This window comes from Enterobacter cloacae complex sp. R_G8 (genome assembly GCF_024599795.1).
GTDB lineage: Bacteria > Pseudomonadota > Gammaproteobacteria > Enterobacterales > Enterobacteriaceae > Enterobacter > Enterobacter dissolvens.
This window is the reverse complement of sequence record NZ_CP102246.1, coordinates 294418-315805: the sequence shown is the minus strand read 5'-3', so window position 1 is coordinate 315805 and position 21388 is coordinate 294418. Positions and strand designations below refer to the sequence as shown.

The following is a 21388-nucleotide window of genomic DNA, read 5'->3' as shown; positions in this document are numbered from 1 at the left end:
AAGGATGCCGCAGGCCTCATCTATAGCACGCGATGATGAAACCAAATGCGACGTGATCCCGGCAGGTCTTCGGGCTAGGTGGCGTTATACGGATGAAGACTTCCCATTTTCACAGTGTCTACAACTCTCATCCCGCCAGTCTTTACCGCTGCGCGTCAGCTCCAGATTTGCACTGGATTCCCTTTTCACTCTCAGGAGACCGGAAACAGAATGCTACAATTAGACACGTATAGATGTCCAGATAGCTATTAGCCATTAAATCTGGACATCCACTGCACAATCCCTACAATCCCCGCGTAATTCTTTATCACTCAGGACGCATCATGACCCCCGAACACCTCCCGACAGAACAGTACGACGCACAGCTGGCAGAGAAAGTTGTCCGCCTGCAAAGTATGATGACGCCGTTCAACGCGCCCGTTCCTGAGGTGTTCCGTTCGCCCGTCAGCCACTACCGTATGCGCGCTGAGTTCCGCATCTGGCACGATGGCGACGACCTGTACCACATCATTTTCGATCAGCAGACCAAATCGCGTATTCGGGTAGACAGCTTCCCGGCAGCGAGTGAGTTGATTAACCAGCTCATGACGTTAATGATTGAAGGAGTCCGCAACAATCCTGTGCTGCGCCACAAGCTGTTCCAGATTGATTACCTGACCACCCAAAGCAATCAGGCCATTGTCTCTCTGCTGTACCACAAGGCGCTTAATGACGAGTGGCGCGAGCAGGCAGAAGCGCTGCGCGATGCGCTGCGGGCGCAAAACATCAACGTTCACCTGATTGGCCGCGCGACAAAAACCAAAATCATGCTGGATCAGGATTACATCGATGAGCGCCTGTCGGTGGCAGGAAAAGAGATGGTTTACCGTCAGGTAGAGAACAGCTTCACCCAACCTAACGCGGCGATGAACGTGCAAATGCTGGAGTGGGCGCTGAAAGCGACCGAAGGGTCAAAGGGCGATCTGCTTGAGCTGTACTGTGGGAATGGCAACTTCTCGCTGGCACTGGCGCGCAATTTCGAGCGCGTACTGGCGACGGAAATTGCCAAACCGTCCGTTGCGGCCGCGCAGTACAACATTGCCGCCAACCATATCGACAACGTGCAGATTATTCGTATGGCAGCAGAAGAGTTTACGCAGGCCATGAACGGTGTGCGCGAGTTTAACCGTCTTGAGGGGATCGATCTGAAGAGCTATCAGTGCGAGACGATTTTTGTCGATCCGCCGCGCAGCGGCCTGGACAGCGAAACCGAGAAGATGGTGCAGGCATACCCGCGTATTTTGTACATTTCCTGTAACCCGGAAACGCTGTGCAAGAACCTGGAAACATTAAGCCAGACGCACAAGGTTGAACGTCTGGCGCTGTTCGATCAGTTCCCGTATACCCACCATATGGAGTGTGGCGTCTTACTTACCGCACGGTAATGTTGTGCCGGATGGCGTTTCGCTTATCCGGCCTACACAACCCCACATCTTATTCTGGCAACTGGCTCTTGCGGCTGCGCATGCGAGAGCCGATCCAGAACACCAGCGCAACAGACAGTACTGCAGGGAAGAAGTTAGAGCCAATATCCGGGTACTCGGCGCGTACCACGGTGCTGTACAGCAACACGCCCAGAATAAAGCAGGCAGCGGCCAGACCCGGTAACCCAACCGGCATGGTGCGGTTCAGGTAACGCTGATGCAGGCAGTAAACTGTCAGCACCAGTGCGATGAGCGGGAAAATAGAGAAGGGTACGATTGAGCTAAAAATAGCGGCAAACGTGCCATTAATGGATAAGCCAGCGATCAATGCCAGCAACAGCGTCCCTTTATCCTGACCTGACTGTTTCATTACTCACCTTCACTCTTCGGTTTGATGTGCCAGTTTCTCTTGTTCACGGCGATACCAGTAATATGCGCCTTTGGAGATCATCCGTAGCTGCAATACCAGTCGTTCTTCGAGCTGCTTACGTTGTTCAATGCTGACATCCAGCGCTTCGGCACCTGCGCTGAACACAATCGTCACCATTGCCTCAGCCTGCGCTTCTGTGAATGCACGCGGCATGTGGTTTTCGAGTTCAAGATAGTCGGCAAGTTCCGCAATGAAATGCTGAATTTCACGCGCGACAGCGGCACGAAATGCCGCTGACGTCCCTGAACGCTCGCGCAGCAACAGGCGAAAGGCGTTGGGGTTGTTGCCGATAAATTCCATGAAGGTCGACACGGAGGTGCGGATCACGCTGCCGCCTTTTGCGATACGCTGCCGCGCCTGGCGCATAAGCTGGCGCAGCATCAGCCCGCTCTCGTCGACCATGGTCAGACCCAGTTCATCCACATCACGGAAATGGCGGTAGAAGGACGTTGGCGCAATCCCGGCCTCGCGTGCGACTTCACGCAGGCTCAAACTGGCAAAACTCCGCTCAGCACTCAGTTGACTGAATGCGGCTTCCACCAGCGAACGCCGGGTTTTCTCTTTTTGTTGTGCTCTTACGCCCATCACGATAGTTGAATCCTTCCAAAGGCCTGATGGCACTATACCAGAGAATAAAATTAATCTGTTTGTCTGGCTTTGTGAATGATTGTTTACGCGCGCTTTGTGCTCCACTGCCGGAAAAAAGCACAACGATAATTGGGTTACTCTGGCAATGATGTTATGATTCTGTTGCTTTTATGTATAAGAACAGGTAAGCCTTGCCATGCCACATTCCTACGATTACGACGCAATAGTTATTGGTTCCGGCCCCGGCGGCGAAGGCGCTGCTATGGGACTGGTGAAACAGGGAGCCAGAGTAGCGGTTATAGAGCGCTACCATAATGTTGGCGGCGGTTGCACCCACTGGGGCACCATCCCTTCCAAAGCCCTCCGCCACGCCGTTAGCCGCATTATTGAATTTAACCAGAACCCTCTTTACAGCGACCACTCCCGACTTCTTCGTTCCTCTTTTGCCGATATCCTGAATCACGCAGATACCGTTATTAACCAACAGACACGAATGCGACAGGGGTTTTACGAGCGTAACCACTGCGAAATTCTTCAGGGCAATGCGCATTTTGTGGATGAACACACGCTGGCGCTGGAGTGTCACGACGGTTCGGTTGAAACCCTGACCGCTGAAAAATTTGTTATCGCCTGTGGTTCCCGCCCGTACCATCCGGCAGACGTGGACTTCTCACACCCGCGCATCTACGACAGCGATTCCATCCTCAGCCTGCACCATGAACCACGTCATGTGATTATCTATGGCGCGGGGGTGATTGGGTGTGAATATGCGTCTATTTTCCGCGGAATGGATGTCAAAGTTGATCTGATTAACACCCGCGACCGCCTGCTGGCTTTCCTGGATCAGGAGATGTCAGACTCGCTCTCCTACCACTTCTGGAACAGCGGTGTGGTGATTCGCCACAACGAAGAGTACGAGAAGATCGAAGGCTGCGACGACGGCGTGATCATGCATCTGAAGTCTGGCAAAAAGCTGAAAGCCGACTGCCTGCTGTATGCCAACGGCCGTACCGGTAACACCGATTCACTGGCGCTGGAAAACATCGGTCTGGAAACGGACAGTCGTGGTCAGTTGAAGGTCAACAGCATGTACCAGACTGCCCTGCCGCATGTGTACGCGGTCGGTGACGTGATTGGTTACCCGAGCCTGGCATCCGCGGCTTATGACCAGGGGCGCATTGCGGCGCAGGCGCTGGTAAAAGGCGAAGCGACGGCGCATCTGATCGAAGATATTCCGACAGGGATTTACACCATTCCGGAAATCAGCTCCGTGGGGAAAACCGAGCAGCAGCTGACCTCCATGAAGGTGCCTTACGAAGTGGGTCGCGCCCAGTTTAAACATCTGGCGCGGGCGCAAATTGTGGGCATGAGCGTGGGAACGCTGAAGATCCTGTTCCATCGCGAGACGAAAGAGATCCTCGGTATTCACTGCTTTGGTGAACGCGCGGCGGAAATCATTCATATCGGCCAGGCGATAATGGAGCAAAAAGGTGGCGGTAACACCATTGAGTACTTCGTTAACACCACCTTTAACTACCCGACCATGGCGGAAGCCTATCGGGTCGCCGCGCTGAACGGTTTAAACCGCCTGTTTTAACGCGTTGTCAAAATGGCCATCCATCGCACCACGGATGGCCTCTGCCAGCTGCTCATAGCGGCTGCGCAGCGGTGATCCCGGGCGATAAACCAGCCCAATGGTACGACGCGGCTCTGGCTTAATGCACGGCAGGTAAACCACACCGTCACGTTTACGCTCGCGCGGCACGGCCAGCGCAGGCAGCAACGTAATACCACTTCCCGCCGCCACCATATTGCGCAGCGTTTCCAGGCTGGTTGCGCGGAAATGGGTATCTTCATCCGCACCCGCTTCGAAGCAAAAGCCCATCGCCTGATCGCGCAGGCAGTGGCCATCTTCCAGCATCAGCAGCTTTTCACCGGCAAGATCGGCCATTGGCACGCGATCGCGGTTCGCCCACGGGTGATCTTCGTAGATCGCCAGCATCATCGGCTCGTCAAACAGCGGCACTTCGATAAAGGCTTCGCTCTCTTTTACCAGCGCCAGAATGGCGCAGTCGAGCTTGCCGCTATCTAACTGTGCCAGCAGCTGATGGGTTTGCGCTTCATGCAGATACATTTCGAGTTTCGGGAACGTCTGGTGCAGCATCGGAATGATGTGCGGCAGAAGGTACGGACCAACGGTTGGGATCAGGCCAATATGCAGCGGGCCGGACATGGTCTCCCCTTGCTGACTTGCCATTTCCTTGAGCACTTTGACCTCGCGCAGCACGGTGCGCGCCTGATCCACCAGCAGCAAACCCGCCTGAGTGAACAGCACTTTACGACTGGTGCGCTCCAGCAGCATCACGCCCAGCTCATCTTCCAGCTTGCGGATCTGACCGCTCAGCGTAGGCTGGCTGACGTGGCAGGAATCTGCCGCACGGCGAAAGTGGCGATGCTCGGCTAACGCTACCAGGTATTCAAGATCACGAATATTCATTATTCATCCTCCGTCGCCACGATAGTTCATGGCGATAGATAGCATAGCAACGAACGATTATCCCTATCAAGCATTCTGTTGAATAATACACCACATAGACGAGGCGGCACGTGTTTGACCCTTGACGTCCCCGCACCGTCAGCGAGTTTCTCTCAAAACTCGAACAACTAAAGCCAACGTGAACTTTTGCGGACCCCGTGGTCCGCATTTTTTTTGCGTAAAAAAGCCCGGGGGTAAAAGCAAAATGGCAACCGAAGTTGCCATTTTTAGTGTTTGCTCCCTCTCCCTGTGGGAGAGGGCCGGGGTGAGGGCACCAGCCCGCACAAATCAAACCAACCGGTTTTTCGCGTCCGCAATCGCCTGCGCCACCTGCTTCGGCGAGACTCCACCTTTCGCCGCACGCTTATCCAGACATGACTGCAACGAAAGAATCGGATACACATCCTCCCCGATCACCGCACTGAATTTCTGCAGGTCGGTAAGCGCCAGATCTTCCAGCGGTTTCCCCTGACGAATCGCTTCCACGACCGCTTCGCCCACAATATGGTGTGCTTCACGGAACGGTACCCCTTTCGCCACCAGGTAATCCGCCAGTTCGGTCGCGTTTGCATAACCCTGCTGCGCCGCTTCCTGGCAACGCGGACGTTTCACCTGAATGCCGTCCAGCACCAGCGCGCCCATATGCAGGCAGTCCAGCCAGGTGTCGAGCGCGTCGAACAGCCCTTCTTTGTCTTCCTGCATATCTTTGTTGTACGCCAGCGGCAGCCCTTTCAGGGTCATCATCATGCCGGTCAGCGCGCCCTGCACGCGGCCACACTTACCGCGGATCAGCTCCAGCGCATCCGGGTTTTTCTTCTGCGGCATCAGGGAAGAGCCGGATGTCACACGGTCAGACAGCTCAACAAACCCAGCTTCGCCAGAGTTAAAGAAGATCAGGTCTTCGGCAAAACGAGACAGGTGGACCATGCCGATAGAGGCATTCGACAGCAGTTCCAGCACGTGGTCACGGTCAGAGACGCTGTCCAGGCTGTTACGGGTGGCAGAGGCGAAGCCCAGCCAGCCTGCCAGCTGCTCACGGTCGATTTCATATGCCGTACCCGCCAGTGCACCGCTTCCCAGCGGGCTGACGTCCAGACGCTTCAGGGTATCCTGCAGACGGCTTTCATCACGCGCCAGCATCTCGACATAGGCCAGACACCAGTGGGCAAAGGTTACCGGCTGCGCGCGCTGCAGGTGGGTATAACCCGGCATCACCGCGTCCTGGTTGTTCTGCGCCGTTTCCACCAGCGCGCTCTGCAGCTGGCGGTTAGCCGCCAGCAGTTCGCCAACGGTATCTTTACACCACAATTTCAGATCGGTGGCGACCTGATCGTTACGGCTACGGCCGGTATGCAGCTTTTTACCCAACTGGCCAACTTTGTCGATGAGCTTCACTTCCACCCAGCTGTGAATATCTTCGGCATCGCTCTGCAGGATTTGCTGCGGATCCAGACGCACTTCTTCCAGCAGATTATTGAGCGCCTCTTCCAGTTGCAGCTGTTCCTCTGCGGTCAGCACGCCTACTGTCACCAGCGCTTTGGACCAGGCCACAGAGCCGACGATATCCTGTTCGGCCAGGCGGTAGTCGAAGCGCAAAGAGTCGTTGAACTGTTTGAACCGTTGATCCGCTGCCTGTGTAAAACGCCCACCCCAAAGTGCCATAACATGCTTCCTTAATATCTTTGAATTTCATTGCCCGGTGGCGCTGCGCTTACCGGGCCTACAAAACATTAAATCGATTACGCAAGAATACGCGTGCCAATCGGCGTGCCGTTAAACAGCGCCGGAAGTTGTTCCGCGTGACGCCAGGAGGCGATATCCACCGGGCGTCCGAGCGTACGGGCGGCATCCAGTGCCGCATTCACTTTGACGATCATCCCGTCGGTAATAATGCCCTGGGCGATCAGCTGTTCGGCTTTTGCCGCGGTCATTTCCGCGATGCGCTGGCCTTTGCCGTCCAGAATACCGCTCACGTCGGAGAGCAGGATCAGATCCGCGCCCAGCGTCGCGGCCAGCGCCGTTGCTGCCTGGTCTGCATTCACGTTCATCAGCTCACCTTCTTCGGTCACACCGATAGAGCTCACCACCGGCAGAAAACCGCCTTCCAGCAACGTGTTAATCAGCTTAGGCGAACCTGGCTGTGCCAGTCCAACATGGCCGAGCTCTTCATCGAGCTGGGTCACTTTTACGCTGTCGCCATCGCCCAGATAGAGGCCAACGGAGGCAATGTGGTGTTTCTTCGCCCAGGACAACAGGGTTTTATTCGCCGTACCTGCCAGCGCACCGGTGATGATGTCAATCTGGTCGGCAGGCGTCACGCGCAGGCCATTTTTCTTTTTCACCGGCAGGTTGAGCCCTTTCATCAGCTCATCCACCACGCAGCCGCCGCCATGGACAATCACCAGCGGACGTTGATGTGATTCGCGATAGTTAACCAGCGCGGTAAAAAGACGCTCCAGCGCTTCTTCGCTGTCCAGCAGTACACCACCGAGTTTGATAATTAATGGGTTCATCATCACACCTTAAATAAGAGCCTGCGTTTCCGGGAAACCGAAACGAATATTTGCACATTGCATTGCCTGAGCGGCAGCGCCTTTGAGTAAGTTATCTTCTGCGGCCACCACGATCAGATGCTCGCCCTGCACGGCAAAGCCGATATCGCAGAACGGCAGGCCAACCACGTTTTTCAGGGCGGGCACGCCTTTGTCATACAGACGCACCAGCGGTTTATCCGCATACGCCCGAGTAAAGACCTCGCTCACCTGCGCTTTGGTCACACCCGCTTTCAGGCGGCAGGTAATAGTTTCGAGAATCCCACGCGGGAAACTGCCCAGATGCGGCGTAAAGATGACATCCGCACCCAGATGGGTGGTGATTTCCGGATGATGGCGGTGATTAAACACGCCATACGGCTGCAGGCTGACTTCGCAGAAGCTGTTAGAGATAGCGGCCTTGCGTCCGGCACCGCTGACGCCACTGGTGGCGTTGATCACCGGCCACTGATTCAGATCCAGCAGGTCTGCGTCGATCAGCGGCTTCAGAGAAAGCTGTGCGGCCGTCGGGTAGCAGCCCGGGACGGCAATCAGATCCGCTTCTTTCAGCTTGTCTGCGCTCCACTCCGCCAGCCCATACACGGCTTTTGCAAGCAGGTCCGGGTGCTGATGGGTGAAGCCATAATATTTTTCGTAGAAAGCGCCGTCGTTAACACGGAACGCGCCGGAGAGGTCGAACACTACGCAACCGGCCGCCAGGAATTGCGGCGCCAGGTCATGACTGACCTCGTGCGCGGTGGCCAAAAACACCACGTCGACGCCGTCAGTGAACTCGCTGATGTCAGACATCGGCTGCAGCGGCAGATCGACAATGCCCCTAAGCTGCGGATGCAAATCGGAAATTAACTTTCCTGCATCATTGCTTTGCGCTGACACGGTCAAAGCGGTTATGGTCATATGTGGATGGCGATTCACGTAGCTTACAAGCTCTGCGCCCGCATAACCGCTAGCGCCTACAATCAGCGTATTCAACATCGGGTTCCTTTATGCTCAACGTTAATGTATTTTTATTCACATTTATTGCATGAATATTGATACTATCACGACCTAAGGTGTGTCAACAATGAAAATGAACTTACCGCCATTTATCGAGATTTACCGCGCCCTGATTGCCACACCCTCCATCAGCGCGACCGAAGAAGCGCTGGATCAGAGCAATGAGTCTTTAATCAATCTTCTGGCGGGTTGGTTTAGCGATCTTGGCTTTAACGTTGAGGTTCAGCCTGTTCCCGGAACACGCCATAAATTTAACCTGCTCGCCAGTACCGGACACGGCGCAGGCGGCCTTCTTCTGGCCGGTCATACCGACACTGTGCCCTTTGATGATGGCCGCTGGACCCGCGACCCATTTACCCTGACCGAGCATGACAACAAACTCTACGGGCTGGGCACGGCCGACATGAAAGGCTTTTTCGCCTTTATCCTTGACGCCCTGCGTGACGTAGACGTGACCAAACTGAAAAAGCCGCTCTACATTCTGGCGACCGCCGACGAAGAGACCAGCATGGCGGGGGCACGTTACTTCTCAGAAAATACCTCTATTCGCCCGGATTGCGCCATCATCGGTGAGCCAACGTCATTACAACCGATCCGTGCGCATAAGGGCCATATCTCCACGGCGGTGCGCGTGATGGGCCAGTCCGGCCACTCCAGCGATCCGGCGCGTGGCGTCAACGCCATTGAGCTGATGCACGACGCCATCGGCCGCATCATGACTCTGCGCGACGAACTGAAAGAGCGGTATCACTACGACGCCTTCACCGTGCCGTATCCGACACTGAACCTCGGCAGTCTGCACGGTGGTGATGCTTCCAACCGTATCTGCGCCTGCTGTGAGCTGCACATGGACATCCGTCCGCTGCCGGGCATGACGTTAAGCGATCTCGACGGTTTGCTGACCGAAGCGCTGGCCCCGGTAAGTGAACGCTGGCCAGGTCGCCTGACGGTGTCTGAGCTGCATCCGCCGATCCCGGGTTATGAATGTCCACCGGATCATCAGCTGGTTGAGGTGGTGGAAAAACTGCTCGGCGAGAAAACCGACGTGGTGAACTACTGCACCGAAGCGCCGTTTATTCAGACGCTGTGCCCGACGCTGGTACTTGGCCCTGGCTCCATCAACCAGGCACACCAGCCGGATGAATATCTGGAAACCCGTTTTATCAAGCCAACCCGCGAACTGATTACCCAGGTCGTGCATCACTTCTGCTGGCATTAAAACCGCACCGATTAGTCCCCTCTCCCGGTGGGAGAGGGTTAGGGTGAGGGCAACAAATCCCGCGATCTCCGTCACATTCCCATAAGCATCTCTTATCTGACGCAATGCGAATTAAATTTCGTAAATTGCCTGCATTTATTCGTTTGCTGAACCGTTTTCGCAGCAATTGACGACGGGGGTTTTACGTGGCTTTATAAAGGGAGATGACAAAATAATGTCCAGAAGATTTTCGCATGGGCATAAACAAAAATGATGGGGTGACTGGGTTTTTATGAACGAACAATATTCCGCGTTGCGTAGTAATGTCAGTATGCTCGGCAAAGTGCTTGGAGATACCATCAAAGATGCGTTGGGGGAAAACATCCTCGACCGCGTTGAAACCATCCGCAAGCTGTCTAAATCTTCCCGTGCCGGTAACGAAGCGAGTCGTCAGGAGCTGCTCACCACCTTGCAGAACCTCTCTAACGATGAGCTGCTGCCTGTTGCACGCGCATTCAGCCAGTTCCTGAACCTGGCAAACACGGCTGAGCAATACCACAGCATTTCGCCAAACGGCGAAGCTGCCAGCAACCCGGAAGTCATTGCCCGTACGCTTCGTAAACTCAAAGACCAGCCAAACCTCAACGAAGCCACCATCAAAAAAGCGGTGGAATCCCTTTCGCTGGAGCTGGTGCTGACCGCCCACCCAACCGAAATCACCCGTCGCACCCTGATCCACAAAATGGTCGAAGTGAACAACTGCCTGAAGCAGTTGGATAACAAAGACATTGCCGACTACGAACGTAACCAGCTGATGCGCCGTCTGCGCCAGTTGATTGCTCAGTCCTGGCACACCGATGAAATTCGTAAGCATCGCCCAAGCCCGGTAGACGAGGCCAAATGGGGCTTTGCGGTGGTGGAAAACAGCCTGTGGGAAGGCGTTCCGAACTACCTGCGTGAGCTGAACGAACAGCTGGAAGCGAACCTGGGCTACCGCCTGCCGGTGGATTTTGTCCCGGTACGCTTTACCTCCTGGATGGGCGGCGACCGTGACGGTAACCCGAACGTGACGGCGGAAATCACCCGCCACGTGCTGCTGCTGAGTCGCTGGAAAGCCACCGATCTGTTCCTGAAAGATATTCATGTGCTGATCTCCGAGCTGTCGATGGTGGAAGCGACGCCAGAACTGCGCGCGCTGGCCGGTGAAGAAGGTGCCAGCGAGCCGTATCGTTTCCTGATGAAAAAACTGCGTAGCCAGCTGATGGCGACCCAGGCCTGGCTGGAAGCACGCCTGAAAGGCCAGCGCCTGCCGAAGCCAGAAGGTCTCCTGAGCCAGAACGAACAGCTCTGGGAGCCGCTATACGCCTGCTATAAATCACTGCAGGCCTGTGGCATGGGCATCATCGCCAATGGCGAACTGCTCGACACCCTGCGCCGCGTGAAGTGTTTTGGCGTGCCGCTGGTGCGTATCGACGTGCGTCAGGAGAGCACCCGCCATACCGAAGCGTTGGGCGAACTGACCCGCTATCTCGGCATCGGCGACTATGAAAGCTGGTCTGAAGCCGACAAACAGGCCTTCCTGATCCGCGAGCTGAACTCTAAGCGTCCTCTGCTGCCGCGCAACTGGGAGCCAAGCAACGAAACCCGCGAAGTGCTCAACACCTGTAAAGCGATCGTTGATGCGCCGAAAGGATCGGTGGCCGCCTATGTGATCTCCATGGCGAAAACCCCGTCCGACGTGCTGGGCGTTCACCTTCTGCTGAAAGAAGCCGGTATCGACTACGCTCTGCCTGTAGCGCCACTGTTTGAGACCCTCGACGACCTGAACAACGCCAACGACGTGATGACCCAGTTACTCAATATCGACTGGTATCGCGGCTTTATTCAGGGCAAACAGATGGTGATGATCGGCTATTCTGACTCCGCAAAAGATGCAGGCGTGATGGCCGCCTCCTGGGCGCAGTATCAGGCGCAGGACGCCCTGATCAAAACCTGCGAGAAAGCCGGTATTGAGCTGACCCTTTTCCACGGTCGCGGTGGCTCCATTGGTCGCGGCGGTGCGCCTGCGCACGCGGCACTGCTGTCACAGCCGCCGGGAAGCCTGAAAGGCGGGCTGCGCGTCACCGAACAGGGTGAGATGATCCGCTTCAAATACGGTCTGCCGGAAGTGACCATCAGCAGCCTGTCGCTTTATACCAGTGCGATTCTGGAAGCGAACCTGCTGCCACCGCCAGAGCCGAAAGCGTCCTGGTGCCATATCATGGACGAGCTGTCGGATATCTCCTGCGATCTGTACCGCGGCTACGTGCGTGAAAACAAAGATTTCGTGCCTTACTTCCGCTCTGCAACGCCAGAGCAGGAGCTGGGTAAACTGCCGCTGGGTTCACGTCCGGCTAAGCGTCGCCCAACCGGCGGTGTGGAGTCTCTGCGTGCGATCCCGTGGATCTTCGCCTGGACGCAAAACCGTCTGATGCTGCCAGCCTGGCTGGGTGCCGGTGCGGCGCTCCAGAAGGTGGTGGAAGACGGTAAACAGAGTGAGCTGGAAACCATGTGCCGCGACTGGCCGTTCTTCTCTACCCGTCTGGGTATGCTGGAGATGGTCTTCTCGAAAGCTGACCTGTGGCTGGCGGAATATTACGATCAGCGTCTGGTGAAGCCTGAGCTGTGGGCACTGGGTAAAGAGCTGCGCGAGCTGCTACAAGGCGACATCAAGGTGGTGCTGGATATCGCTAACGATTCCCACCTGATGGAAGACCTGCCGTGGATTGCCGAGTCTATCCAGCTGCGTAACATCTATACCGACCCGCTGAACGTTCTGCAGGCAGAGCTGCTGCACCGTTCGCGTCTGGCGGAAGAAGAAGGGAAAGAGCCGGATCCACGCGTTGAACAAGCGCTGATGGTGACGATTGCGGGCGTTGCAGCGGGTATGCGTAACACCGGTTAATGCTCACTGCCCGGCGGCGCTTCGCTTGCCGGGCCTACGACAGGTAGGCCGGGTAAGCGTCAGCGCCACCCGGCAAATTTCGGTAGTCTCCTGATGCATTCCGATATCACCCGAATTTTGACAGATCTGGTTAACCGCACGTTATCGCTGGGTCAGATTCATTTCTCAGCCCCGGCTGGACAGCCCTCCCGAACAGCGCCCTGCCTTGTCATTACCCTGAATAACCCCTGTGATGCAATATTTTCCTCCTCCGGACACATTGTTCATCACCCGGCTAACTTCCTGCAAATACACTTCGGTAAGCAGCAAATGGCCATCGAGTTACAGTGTGAGCATACGCTTTTGCAACAGGTACAGGTTGCCCGACGTGGGCCGCGAACCGGTGCTTTTCTCCTCCAGACGCTGGCCGAGTTACAGATGCAACCGGATGAACAAGAGACCGCCAGGCTGGTAGTACTGAGCCTGCTCAGCCATTGCCGGGATCTTTTGGGGAGCGACATCCATACCGCCAACCGCAGCCGCGCGCTCTTCGAAGCGGTTCGTAGCTATATCGACGAACATCACGCCTCTTTGTTAACGCGCGAATCGGTGGCGCAGGCGTTCTACATCTCCCCAAACTATCTTTCCCATCTCTTTCAGAAAGTTGGCAGTGTCGGATTCAACGAATACCTGACCCAAACCCGTCTTGAACATGCCCGACAGTTGCTTAAAGGCTACGATCTCAAAATCAAGGATATCGCCGCACGATGCGGTTTTATGGACAGCAACTACTTCTGCCGCCTGTTTCGCAAACACACCGAACGTTCTCCTTCCGAATATCGCCGCCAGTATCACAGCCAGTTAACCGCCAAAAACTAGCACTGTGATCGGCATCGCACATCGCTAAGCACATTACATTTGTCCAGTATTTGGCAAAATTGACCTGTATATCCTGCCTGCCGCTCCGCCTTATCCTTAAATCAATCTTTTTGACTTAAGGAAAAATAATGGAACTGTATCTGGATACCGCCAACGTGGCGGAAGTTGAACGCCTTGCGCGCATTTTCCCCATCGCAGGCGTCACCACCAATCCGAGTATCATTGCCGCCAGCCGTGAGTCTGTCTGGGAGGTACTGCCGCGCCTGCAAAACGCCATTGGGCCAGAAGGCACGCTATTTGCCCAAACAATGAGCCGCGACGCAGAAGGCATGGTGGACGAAGCCAAACGCCTGAGCAATGCCATTCCGGATATCGTGGTGAAAATCCCGGTCACCGCCCAGGGGCTCATCGCCATTAAGGCGCTAAAAACAGCGGGCATTACTACGTTGGGGACCGCCGTATACAGCGCCGCGCAAGGCCTGCTGGCTGCACTGGCCGGGGCAAACTATGTCGCGCCATATGTAAACCGCGTAGATGCCCAGGGCGGGGACGGTATTCGCATGGTTCAGGAGCTGCAATCCCTGCTGGAACAGCATGCACCGGAGAGCAAGGTGCTGGCAGCCAGCTTCAAAACGCCACGCCAGGCGCTGGACTGCCTGCTCGCCGGATGTGAAGCTATCACGCTTCCCTTAGACGTAGCGCAACAAATGCTCGGCACACCGGCGGTAGAGTCAGCGATAGAGAAGTTCGAGCAGGACTGGAAAAACGCGTTTGGTAACCTCAACCTCTAAGGGAGATATGTTATGGACCGTATCATTCAATCGCCGGGGAAATATATCCAGGGCGCTGATGTTCTCACCCGTCTCGGCGACTATCTGAAACCTCTGGCTACACGCTGGCTGGTTGTTGGCGATAAATTTGTGCTGGGTTTTGCCGAAGAGACCCTGCGCCAGAGTTTTAAAAATGCAGAGCTAGATGCCGAAATCGCGCCGTTTGGCGGCGAATGCTCGCAGAATGAGATCGATCGTCTGAAAAAACTGGCCGACAGTGCGGACTGCATGGCGGTGCTGGGTATTGGCGGCGGTAAAACGCTGGATACCGCCAAAGCGCTGGCACATGTTATGGACGTGCCGGTCGCTATCGCCCCGACTATCGCCTCCACCGATGCCCCGTGCAGCGCCCTTTCTGTGATTTACACCGACAGCGGCGAATTCGAACGCTATCTGATGCTGCCGCATAACCCCAATATGGTGATTGTCGACACCAAAGTGGTGGCTGGTGCGCCGCCGCGTCTGCTGGCCGCCGGGATTGGCGATGCCCTTGCCACCTGGTTTGAAGCGCGTGCCTGTTCCCGCAGTGGCGCGACCACCATGGCGGGCGGCAAGTGTACGCAGGCCGCGTTAGCGCTCGCCGAGCTGTGCTACAACACGCTGATTGAAGAGGGAGAAAAAGCGATGCTGGCCGCCGAGCAGCACGTAGTAACCCCGGCGCTGGAGCGCATTATCGAAGCTAATACCTATCTGAGCGGCGTAGGGTTTGAAAGCGGCGGGCTGGCGGCAGCGCATGCCATTCACAACGGGATGACGGCAGTGCCGGATGCGCATCACTTCTATCACGGTGAAAAAGTGGCGTTTGGTACGCTGACGCAACTGGTGCTGGAAAACGCACCGGTTGAGGAGATCGAAACCGTCGCGGCGCTTTGCCACAGCGTTGGATTGCCGATCACGCTGGCGCAGCTGAACATCAAAGAAGACATTCCGGCCAAAATGCGCCTGATTGCCGAAGCGTCTTGCGCTGAGGGAGAGACTATCCACAACATGCCGGGTGGCGTGTCGCCGGATCAGGTTTATGCGGCGCTGCTGGTCGCCGACCAGTATGGGCAGCGTTTCCTGCAGGAGTGGGAGTAACAAAAATGCCGGGTGCGCTACGCGTACCCGGCTCAATGGTTATTTCACGTCAAAACGGTCCAGATCCATCACCTTCGCCCACGCCGCTACGAAGTCGCGGACAAACTTCTCGTGAGCATCACTGCTGGCGTAAACCTCTGCCAGCGCGCGGAGAACGGCGTTAGAGCCGAAGACCAGGTCAGCGCGGGTGGCAGTGTATTTCACTTCACCGCTGGTGCGATCGCTTCCGGCAAACAGCTCGTTCGATTCATCGGTCGCCTTCCACTGAGTGTTCATATCCAGCAGATTGACGAAGAAATCGTTGCTCAGCACGCCTTCGCGATTGGTGAACACACCGTTCTTACCGCCATCGAAATTTGCACCCAGTACGCGCAGGCCGCCAATCAGCACCGTCAGTTCTGGCGCGGTCAGCGTCAGCTGCTGGGCTTTATCAATCAGCAGCGATTCGGTGGTGGAGACATCCACCTGCGCACGGTAGTTGCGGAAACCGTCGGCAATCGGTTCGAGCAGATTAAACATCTCGATATCCGTCTGATCCTGACGCGCATCCACACGACCCGGCGTGAACGGTACGGTGACGTAAACGCCTGCCGCTTTCGCCGCCTGCTCAACACCAACCACACCCGCCAGCACGATGATATCGGCCAGTGAGGCTTTATTGGTGGTGCGCTGAATAGCTTCCAGAGCAGGCAATGCACGTACGGCTGCGGCATTAACATCCCAGTTGCGCTGAGGCGCAAGTGCCAGACGCGCACCGTTGGCACCGCCACGCTTGTCGCCGCCGCGGAAGGTTGAGGCCGACGCCCATGCCACGGAAATCAGTTCGCTCACGGAGAGCCCGGATGCTGCAATTTCCGCTTTCAGGCTCTCAATGTCCTCTTTGGTCGGATTGAATACTGCCTCCGGCAGCGGATCCTGCCAGATCAGATCTTCTTTCGGCACTTCCGGGCCAAGATAACGCGATTTCGGCCCCATATCGCGGTGAGTCAGTTTGAACCACGCGCGCGCAAAGGCTTCGTTGAAGGCCTGCGGATCGTTCAGGAAGCGACGGGAAATTTTTTCGAATTCCGGGTCAAAACGCAGCGTCAGGTCGGTAACCAGCATGGTGGGTTTGCGTTTTTTCGACGGGTCGAACGGGTCTGGCATGATCTCAGGCGCGTCCACGGCTTCAAACTGAATCGCACCGGCCGGGCTGCGGGTTTGCACCCATTCATATTTGAACAGGTTCTCGAAGAAGTAGTTGCTCCACTGGGTTGGGGTTTGTGACCAGATGACTTCCAGACCGGAAGTAATGGCATCTGCACCTACACCGGTACCATGCGTGCTGGCCCAGCCCAGGCCCTGCGCTTCAATCGGAGACGCTTCCGGGTCTGTGCCAACGTGTGTTGCTTCACCCGCGCCGTGGGTCTTGCCGAGCGTATGACCACCAGCGATCAGCGCCACGGTCTCTTCGTCGTTCATCCCCATGTTGCCGAAGGTTGCGCGGATGGCTGCCGCCGCTGACAGCGGTTCACCGCTGGCGTTTGGCCCTTCCGGGTTAACGTAGATCAGCCCCATTTCAGTGGCCGCCAGCGGACGTTTCGCCAGCGCTTCCGGGTCACGATGGGTCAGCCAGGCTTTTTCATCACCCCAGTTGACGTCGAGATCCGGTTCCCAGACATCTTCACGCCCGGCACCAAAACCAAAGGTGCGGAAGCCGGAGTTTTCCAGCGCCACGTTGCCCGCAAGAATGAACAGGTCGGCCCAGGAGATTTTTTGACCATATTTTTGCTTGATCGGCCACAGCAGACGGCGAGCTTTATCCAGACTGACGTTATCTGGCCAGGAGTTCAGCGGCGCAAAGCGCTGTTGACCGCGTCCGGCACCACCACGCCCGTCCACCGAGCGATAGGTACCCGCACCGTGCCAGGCCATGCGAATAAACAGGCCCGCATAGCTGCCCCAGTCGGCAGGCCACCACGGTTGAGAGTCGGTTAAGAGTGCTTTGAGATCGCCCTTAAGGGCAGAGTAATCCAGCTTGCTAAATTCTTTGCGGTAGTCGAAGTCTTCACCCAGAGGGTTCGAACGATTGGAGTGTTGGTTAAGAAGATCGATGCGGAGTTGTTTTGGCCACCAGTCACGGCTGCCTGTACCTGCCCCCGCGCTGTGATCGACGCCGCCCTGATGGAACGGGCATTTGCCGACTGATGCCGCTTTATTGCTCTCGTCTGACGTGCTCATCGCTATGCTCCCTTTTACAGTGTTACCGTTACGATATACACCACTAGCAATAAGATATAGTTGAATTAATCCACAGATTCGATAGCTAATACCTTTTAACTTTTAGCCAGACTAAAAAGCCCCCTTTATATGAGGGCTTTATGCGCGCTACGCCGGACGAACGCCGAGCGTATGACAAATGGCGTAGCTCATCTCCGCGCGGTTCAGCGTGTAGAAGTGGAAATCTTTTACCCCTTCACGGCTTAAAATTTTCACCATATCCATTGCGATGTTGGCACCCACCAGCTTGCGCGTTTCCGGATCATCATCCAGCCCTTCGTACATTTTGGACATCCACAGTGGAATGCGTACGTTGGTCATATCGGCAAATTTCTTCGCCTGTTTGAAGTTAGAGACCGGCAGAATACCCGGGATGATTTCCACGTCGATACCCGCAGAAACGCAGCGGTCACGGAAGCGCAGGTAGCTTTCCACATCAAAGAAGAACTGAGTAATGGCCCGGTTCGCACCGGCATCCACTTTACGCTTCAGGTTAAGGAGGTCGGCCTGAGCGCTTTTCGCTTCCGGATGCACTTCCGGGTACGCTGCGACGGAGATATCAAAATCGGCAACCTCTTTCAGCAGCGCGACCAGATCCGCCGCATACATTTCTGGCTTACCGCTACCCGGCGGCAGGTCGCCGCGCAGGGCGACGATATGACGAATCCCGTTATTCCAGTAATCCTGGGCGATAGCACGCAGCTCGTCACGGGTGGCGTCGATACAGGTCAGGTGAGGAGCCGCTTCCAGACCGGTACGATCCTTGATGCCCTTGATAATGCTGTGCGTACGGTCACGCTCGCCGGAGTTCGCACCGTAGGTCACGGAGACAAACTTCGGTTTAAGGCTGCTCAGGCGATCGATAGAGCTCCAGAGGGTTTGCTCCATTTCACTGGTGCGCGGCGGGAAAAATTCAAAAGAGACGTTAATCTGGCCGTTTACTTCGGCCAGGCTCTGATTCAGGGCTTCCCGCTGGTTGGCGTGAAAAAAGCTCATACCTTACCTCTATCTTTCGCGTGTCGTTGTTTGTTGTGTTGTGAACTTCTATACGTTTAGACGTCCAGATGTAAAAATGACGGAAAAGCGGAGGGACGTCAACAGAAATAATCAACAATAACGGTGAGGAATGCTCAGGGAAGATGAAGAAAATTCATGATGGGGGGGTGAGTGCGGTCTGATGCCCTCACCCTAACCCTCTCCCACAGGGAGAGGGAAATACAGGGGTTACAGTAATTTAGCGAGACGATTGATGTCCGACTGGATCGCCCCGGCGGTGACATCGCGCCCTGCACCCGGGCCACGGATCACCAGTGGGTTATCGCGGTACCAGCGGCTTTCGATTGCAAAGACGTTATCGCACGGCAGCAGCGCCGCCAGCGGATGTTCAGGACGCACCGCCTCAACCCCCACACGCGCTTTACCGTTGGCCTCGAAACGCGCCACATAGCGCAGCACCAGCCCCATCTCGTTTGCCGCTTCCAGACGTTGCAGCATCTGCTCGTTCAGCTCATCACCGTTTTCAAAGAAGTGGTCAATAGATCCTTCCTCACAGCCCGCCGGCACCAGCGACTCGACGCGAACAGAACCAGGTTCAATGTCATAACCGGCTTCACGCGCCAGGATCACCAGCTTACGCATCACGTCTTTACCGGAGAGGTCGACGCGGGGATCGGGTTCGGTTAACCCCTGCTGCCACGCCTGATCCACCAGGTCAGTGAACGGCACGGTGCCATCAAACTGCAGGAAAAGCCAGGAGAGCGTACCGGAGAAAATACCGCTCAGCGCCAGGATGCTGTCGCCGCTTTCAATCAGATCGCGCACGGTATGGTTAACCGGCAGACCCGCACCTACGGTGGCATTATAGAGCCAGTGACGACCGGTTTTTTCGAACGCGTCGTGGATCTGACGGTATTTGTCGGTGCTGCTTGCCCCCGCCAGTTTGTTCGCACTGATAACGTGGAAACCGTGGCTGGCGAAATCAAGATACTGATCGGCAAGCTGTTCGCTGGCAGTAACGTCCAGCACCACCAGATCGTCATACGGGTGCGCGCGCATCCACAGGAACAGCGACTCTTCGTCCTGTTCAACCGCTTCATCGTTAAAGAAGGCAAGCGCGCGGCTGGCATCCAGCCCTTCGTAGTTAAGCAGACTGCGGCGGCTGTCCACCACACCCGCGAGGATAAACTCAAAGCCGGTACGTGCTGAGAGCGTGACCTGCTCGCGCGCGAACAGCTCCAGCCAGCGAGAACCGATGTTGCCTTTACCGAACAGCACCAGGCCGATGCGTTTTTCCGCACGGAACAGAGAGGTATGCAGACCCTGAATCAGGCTCTCAGTTGGCCCTTTACGCAGGACGGCAACGAGGCTGATGCCCTCTTCCGACTGCCAGGTAAATTCAACCGGCTGCCCTTTCAGCTGTTGCCAGAAACGGTGGCAGTGCAGCGGGTTACGGGTGACGCCCGCGCCCACCATCGCCACCAGCGCCAGCCCCTGACGCAGACGAAGCTCGCCCGGCAGGCCCGCTTCATCCAGAATTTTCAGCGCGCTGTCCGCCACTTCGGCGGTGTAGCAGAACTGCAGCAGTTGACGGTCGTTATGTACGCCAACCGCCAGCGGACGCACCTGAGCACGTTTGAGGATCGTGTCGATATCTTTATGCGCCAGTTTGAAGTCCTGGCCCGCCGGGACCTGGAACTCAATCAGGCAGATGTCGTCGTGGCTGGTGACAATACGCGCCCCCGTACCGGATGCCAGCACGCGTTCGATGCGCGTGGAGCCCTGATCCGGGGTGTAACTGCAGCGAAGCTGCAGATCGATATCGCTACCGGAAACCGGCTGCAGCGTACGCGCGTGAAGAACCGGCGCGGCCAGACGTGCCAGCTCGCTGGCTTCATCCAGGCGCAGCAGCGGCAGCAGGCAGGCGTCTTTCACCTTGCGTGGATCAGCGCTGTAAACACCGGCGACGTCACTCCAGATAGTGACGCGGGACACGCCCGCAAGGGCACCGATTTGCGTCGCCGAGTAGTCAGAGCCATTACGCCCCAACAGCACGGTTTCCCCGGCATTGCTGCGGCTGATAAAGCCGGTCACCACAATGCGTTTACCCGGATGCTGTACCAGCAATTGTTGCAGCAGCGGGTAGGATAGACCTTCATCCACCTGTGGCTGTGCGGCGCGTTCGGCACGCAGGAAATCACGCGCGTCGAGCCAGGCAGCGTCAACGCCCAGATGTTGCAGCACGGCGGCCATCAGACGCGCAGACCACACTTCACCGTGGCCCACCACTTCGGCGTACACCGCATCGGTAATACCGCTGTCCAGCAGGGCGGCCAGACGCTCAAGGTCATGCGTAAAAGCGCTAATCAGCCCATCCGCCACGTCTGCGGGCAGCAAACCGGCAATCAGCTCGCTCTGGTAACGGCGTAAGGACTGTTGCACCTGATGCGCAGAGAGGCGATCGGTCTGGCTCAATTTCAGCCAGCTAATCAGCTGGTTGGTGGTGCTGCCCGCCGCAGAGACAACCATCATGTCACCCGGCTGTGAATACTCTGTCATGATCCCTGCAACGCGCAGGTAACACTTCACATCAGCAAGACTACTACCACCAAACTTGTGCAGTTGACGACCCTTCGCCCCTGCCTGCGCTATCACACTCAT

16 protein-coding genes and 1 riboswitch are annotated in these 21388 nt (G+C 56.4%); of the genes, 7 read left to right on the top strand and 9 right to left on the bottom strand.

Going from position 1 to position 21388, the window contains the following annotated elements:
* Positions 1-42 precede the first annotated feature (42 nt).
* Positions 43-219: riboswitch (cobalamin riboswitch) on the bottom strand.
* Positions 220-323: 104 nt separating this feature from the next.
* Positions 324-1424: a tRNA (uridine(54)-C5)-methyltransferase TrmA gene (trmA, locus tag NQ842_RS01505; RefSeq protein WP_014833739.1), complete on the top strand. Its 1101-nt coding sequence runs from the start codon at positions 324-326 to the stop codon at positions 1422-1424.
* A gap of 49 nt (positions 1425-1473) precedes the next feature.
* Here the strand turns inward: trmA and NQ842_RS01500 are convergent, their stop codons facing one another.
* Together NQ842_RS01500 and fabR are read right to left on the bottom strand one after the other, a co-directional pair.
* A complete protein-coding gene (locus NQ842_RS01500) occupies positions 1474-1833 on the bottom strand; it encodes a YijD family membrane protein (protein WP_008501783.1) in 360 nt (119 codons plus the stop codon).
* Between the two features lie 9 nt (positions 1834-1842).
* On the bottom strand, positions 1843-2481 hold the full coding sequence (fabR, locus tag NQ842_RS01495; RefSeq protein ID WP_008501784.1) for an HTH-type transcriptional repressor FabR: 639 nt from the start codon (positions 2479-2481) through the stop codon (positions 1843-1845).
* Between the two features lie 196 nt (positions 2482-2677).
* On the opposite strand from fabR, the gene sthA reads away from it, so the two are divergent.
* Positions 2678-4078, top strand: coding sequence for a Si-specific NAD(P)(+) transhydrogenase (sthA, locus tag NQ842_RS01490; RefSeq protein ID WP_014833741.1), 1401 nt, complete (start codon positions 2678-2680; stop codon positions 4076-4078).
* On the opposite strand, the gene oxyR is transcribed toward sthA, so the two are convergent.
* The 4 genes from oxyR to argC all read right to left on the bottom strand — a co-directional run bounded on the left by oxyR (position 4061) and on the right by argC (position 8544).
* A complete protein-coding gene (gene oxyR, locus NQ842_RS01485; protein WP_014833742.1) occupies positions 4061-4978 on the bottom strand; it encodes a DNA-binding transcriptional regulator OxyR in 918 nt (305 codons plus the stop codon). The two genes, sthA and oxyR, sit on opposite strands and share 18 nt — an antisense overlap.
* 327 nt (positions 4979-5305) lie before the next feature.
* The gene (gene argH / locus NQ842_RS01480) at positions 5306-6679 is read right to left on the bottom strand and encodes an argininosuccinate lyase (RefSeq protein ID WP_257256437.1); all 1374 of its coding nucleotides are present in this window, start codon (positions 6677-6679) and stop codon (positions 5306-5308) included.
* Positions 6680-6756: 77 nt separating this feature from the next.
* Positions 6757-7533 carry an acetylglutamate kinase gene (argB, locus tag NQ842_RS01475; protein ID WP_020686923.1) on the bottom strand — a complete coding sequence of 259 codons (777 nt, stop codon included), beginning with the start codon at positions 7531-7533 and terminating at the stop codon, positions 6757-6759.
* A gap of 6 nt (positions 7534-7539) precedes the next feature.
* The gene (gene argC / locus NQ842_RS01470) at positions 7540-8544 is read right to left on the bottom strand and encodes an N-acetyl-gamma-glutamyl-phosphate reductase (RefSeq protein ID WP_257256436.1); all 1005 of its coding nucleotides are present in this window, start codon (positions 8542-8544) and stop codon (positions 7540-7542) included.
* An 88-nt stretch (positions 8545-8632) separates the two neighbouring features.
* Between argC and argE the strand changes: the two genes are divergently transcribed.
* The 5 genes from argE to NQ842_RS01445 all read left to right on the top strand — a co-directional run bounded on the left by argE (position 8633) and on the right by NQ842_RS01445 (position 15472).
* Positions 8633-9784, top strand: a complete 1152-nt coding sequence (argE, locus tag NQ842_RS01465) for an acetylornithine deacetylase (RefSeq protein WP_013099301.1) — start codon at positions 8633-8635, stop codon at positions 9782-9784.
* 271 nt (positions 9785-10055) lie between these two features.
* Positions 10056-12707: a phosphoenolpyruvate carboxylase gene (ppc, locus tag NQ842_RS01460; protein ID WP_014833745.1), complete on the top strand. Its 2652-nt coding sequence runs from the start codon at positions 10056-10058 to the stop codon at positions 12705-12707.
* Positions 12708-12800: 93 nt separating this feature from the next.
* Positions 12801-13565 carry a helix-turn-helix domain-containing protein gene (locus NQ842_RS01455; RefSeq protein WP_257256434.1) on the top strand — a complete coding sequence of 255 codons (765 nt, stop codon included), beginning with the start codon at positions 12801-12803 and terminating at the stop codon, positions 13563-13565.
* 128 nt (positions 13566-13693) lie between these two features.
* The gene (gene fsa / locus NQ842_RS01450) at positions 13694-14356 is read left to right on the top strand and encodes a fructose-6-phosphate aldolase (RefSeq protein WP_050860300.1); all 663 of its coding nucleotides are present in this window, start codon (positions 13694-13696) and stop codon (positions 14354-14356) included.
* Positions 14357-14368: 12 nt separating this feature from the next.
* Positions 14369-15472: a glycerol dehydrogenase gene (locus NQ842_RS01445; protein ID WP_063412575.1), complete on the top strand. Its 1104-nt coding sequence runs from the start codon at positions 14369-14371 to the stop codon at positions 15470-15472.
* 39 nt (positions 15473-15511) lie between these two features.
* On the opposite strand, the gene katG is transcribed toward NQ842_RS01445, so the two are convergent.
* The 3 genes from katG to NQ842_RS01430 form a co-directional block, all read right to left on the bottom strand.
* Positions 15512-17692, bottom strand: a complete 2181-nt coding sequence (gene katG, locus NQ842_RS01440) for a catalase/peroxidase HPI (protein WP_046889515.1) — start codon at positions 17690-17692, stop codon at positions 15512-15514.
* A gap of 147 nt (positions 17693-17839) precedes the next feature.
* The gene (metF, locus tag NQ842_RS01435) at positions 17840-18727 is read right to left on the bottom strand and encodes a methylenetetrahydrofolate reductase (protein ID WP_014833750.1); all 888 of its coding nucleotides are present in this window, start codon (positions 18725-18727) and stop codon (positions 17840-17842) included.
* 228 nt (positions 18728-18955) lie between these two features.
* Positions 18956-21388 (bottom strand): bifunctional aspartate kinase/homoserine dehydrogenase II, encoded by a 2433-nt coding sequence (locus NQ842_RS01430; protein ID WP_203461692.1) that lies wholly within the window; start codon positions 21386-21388, stop codon positions 18956-18958.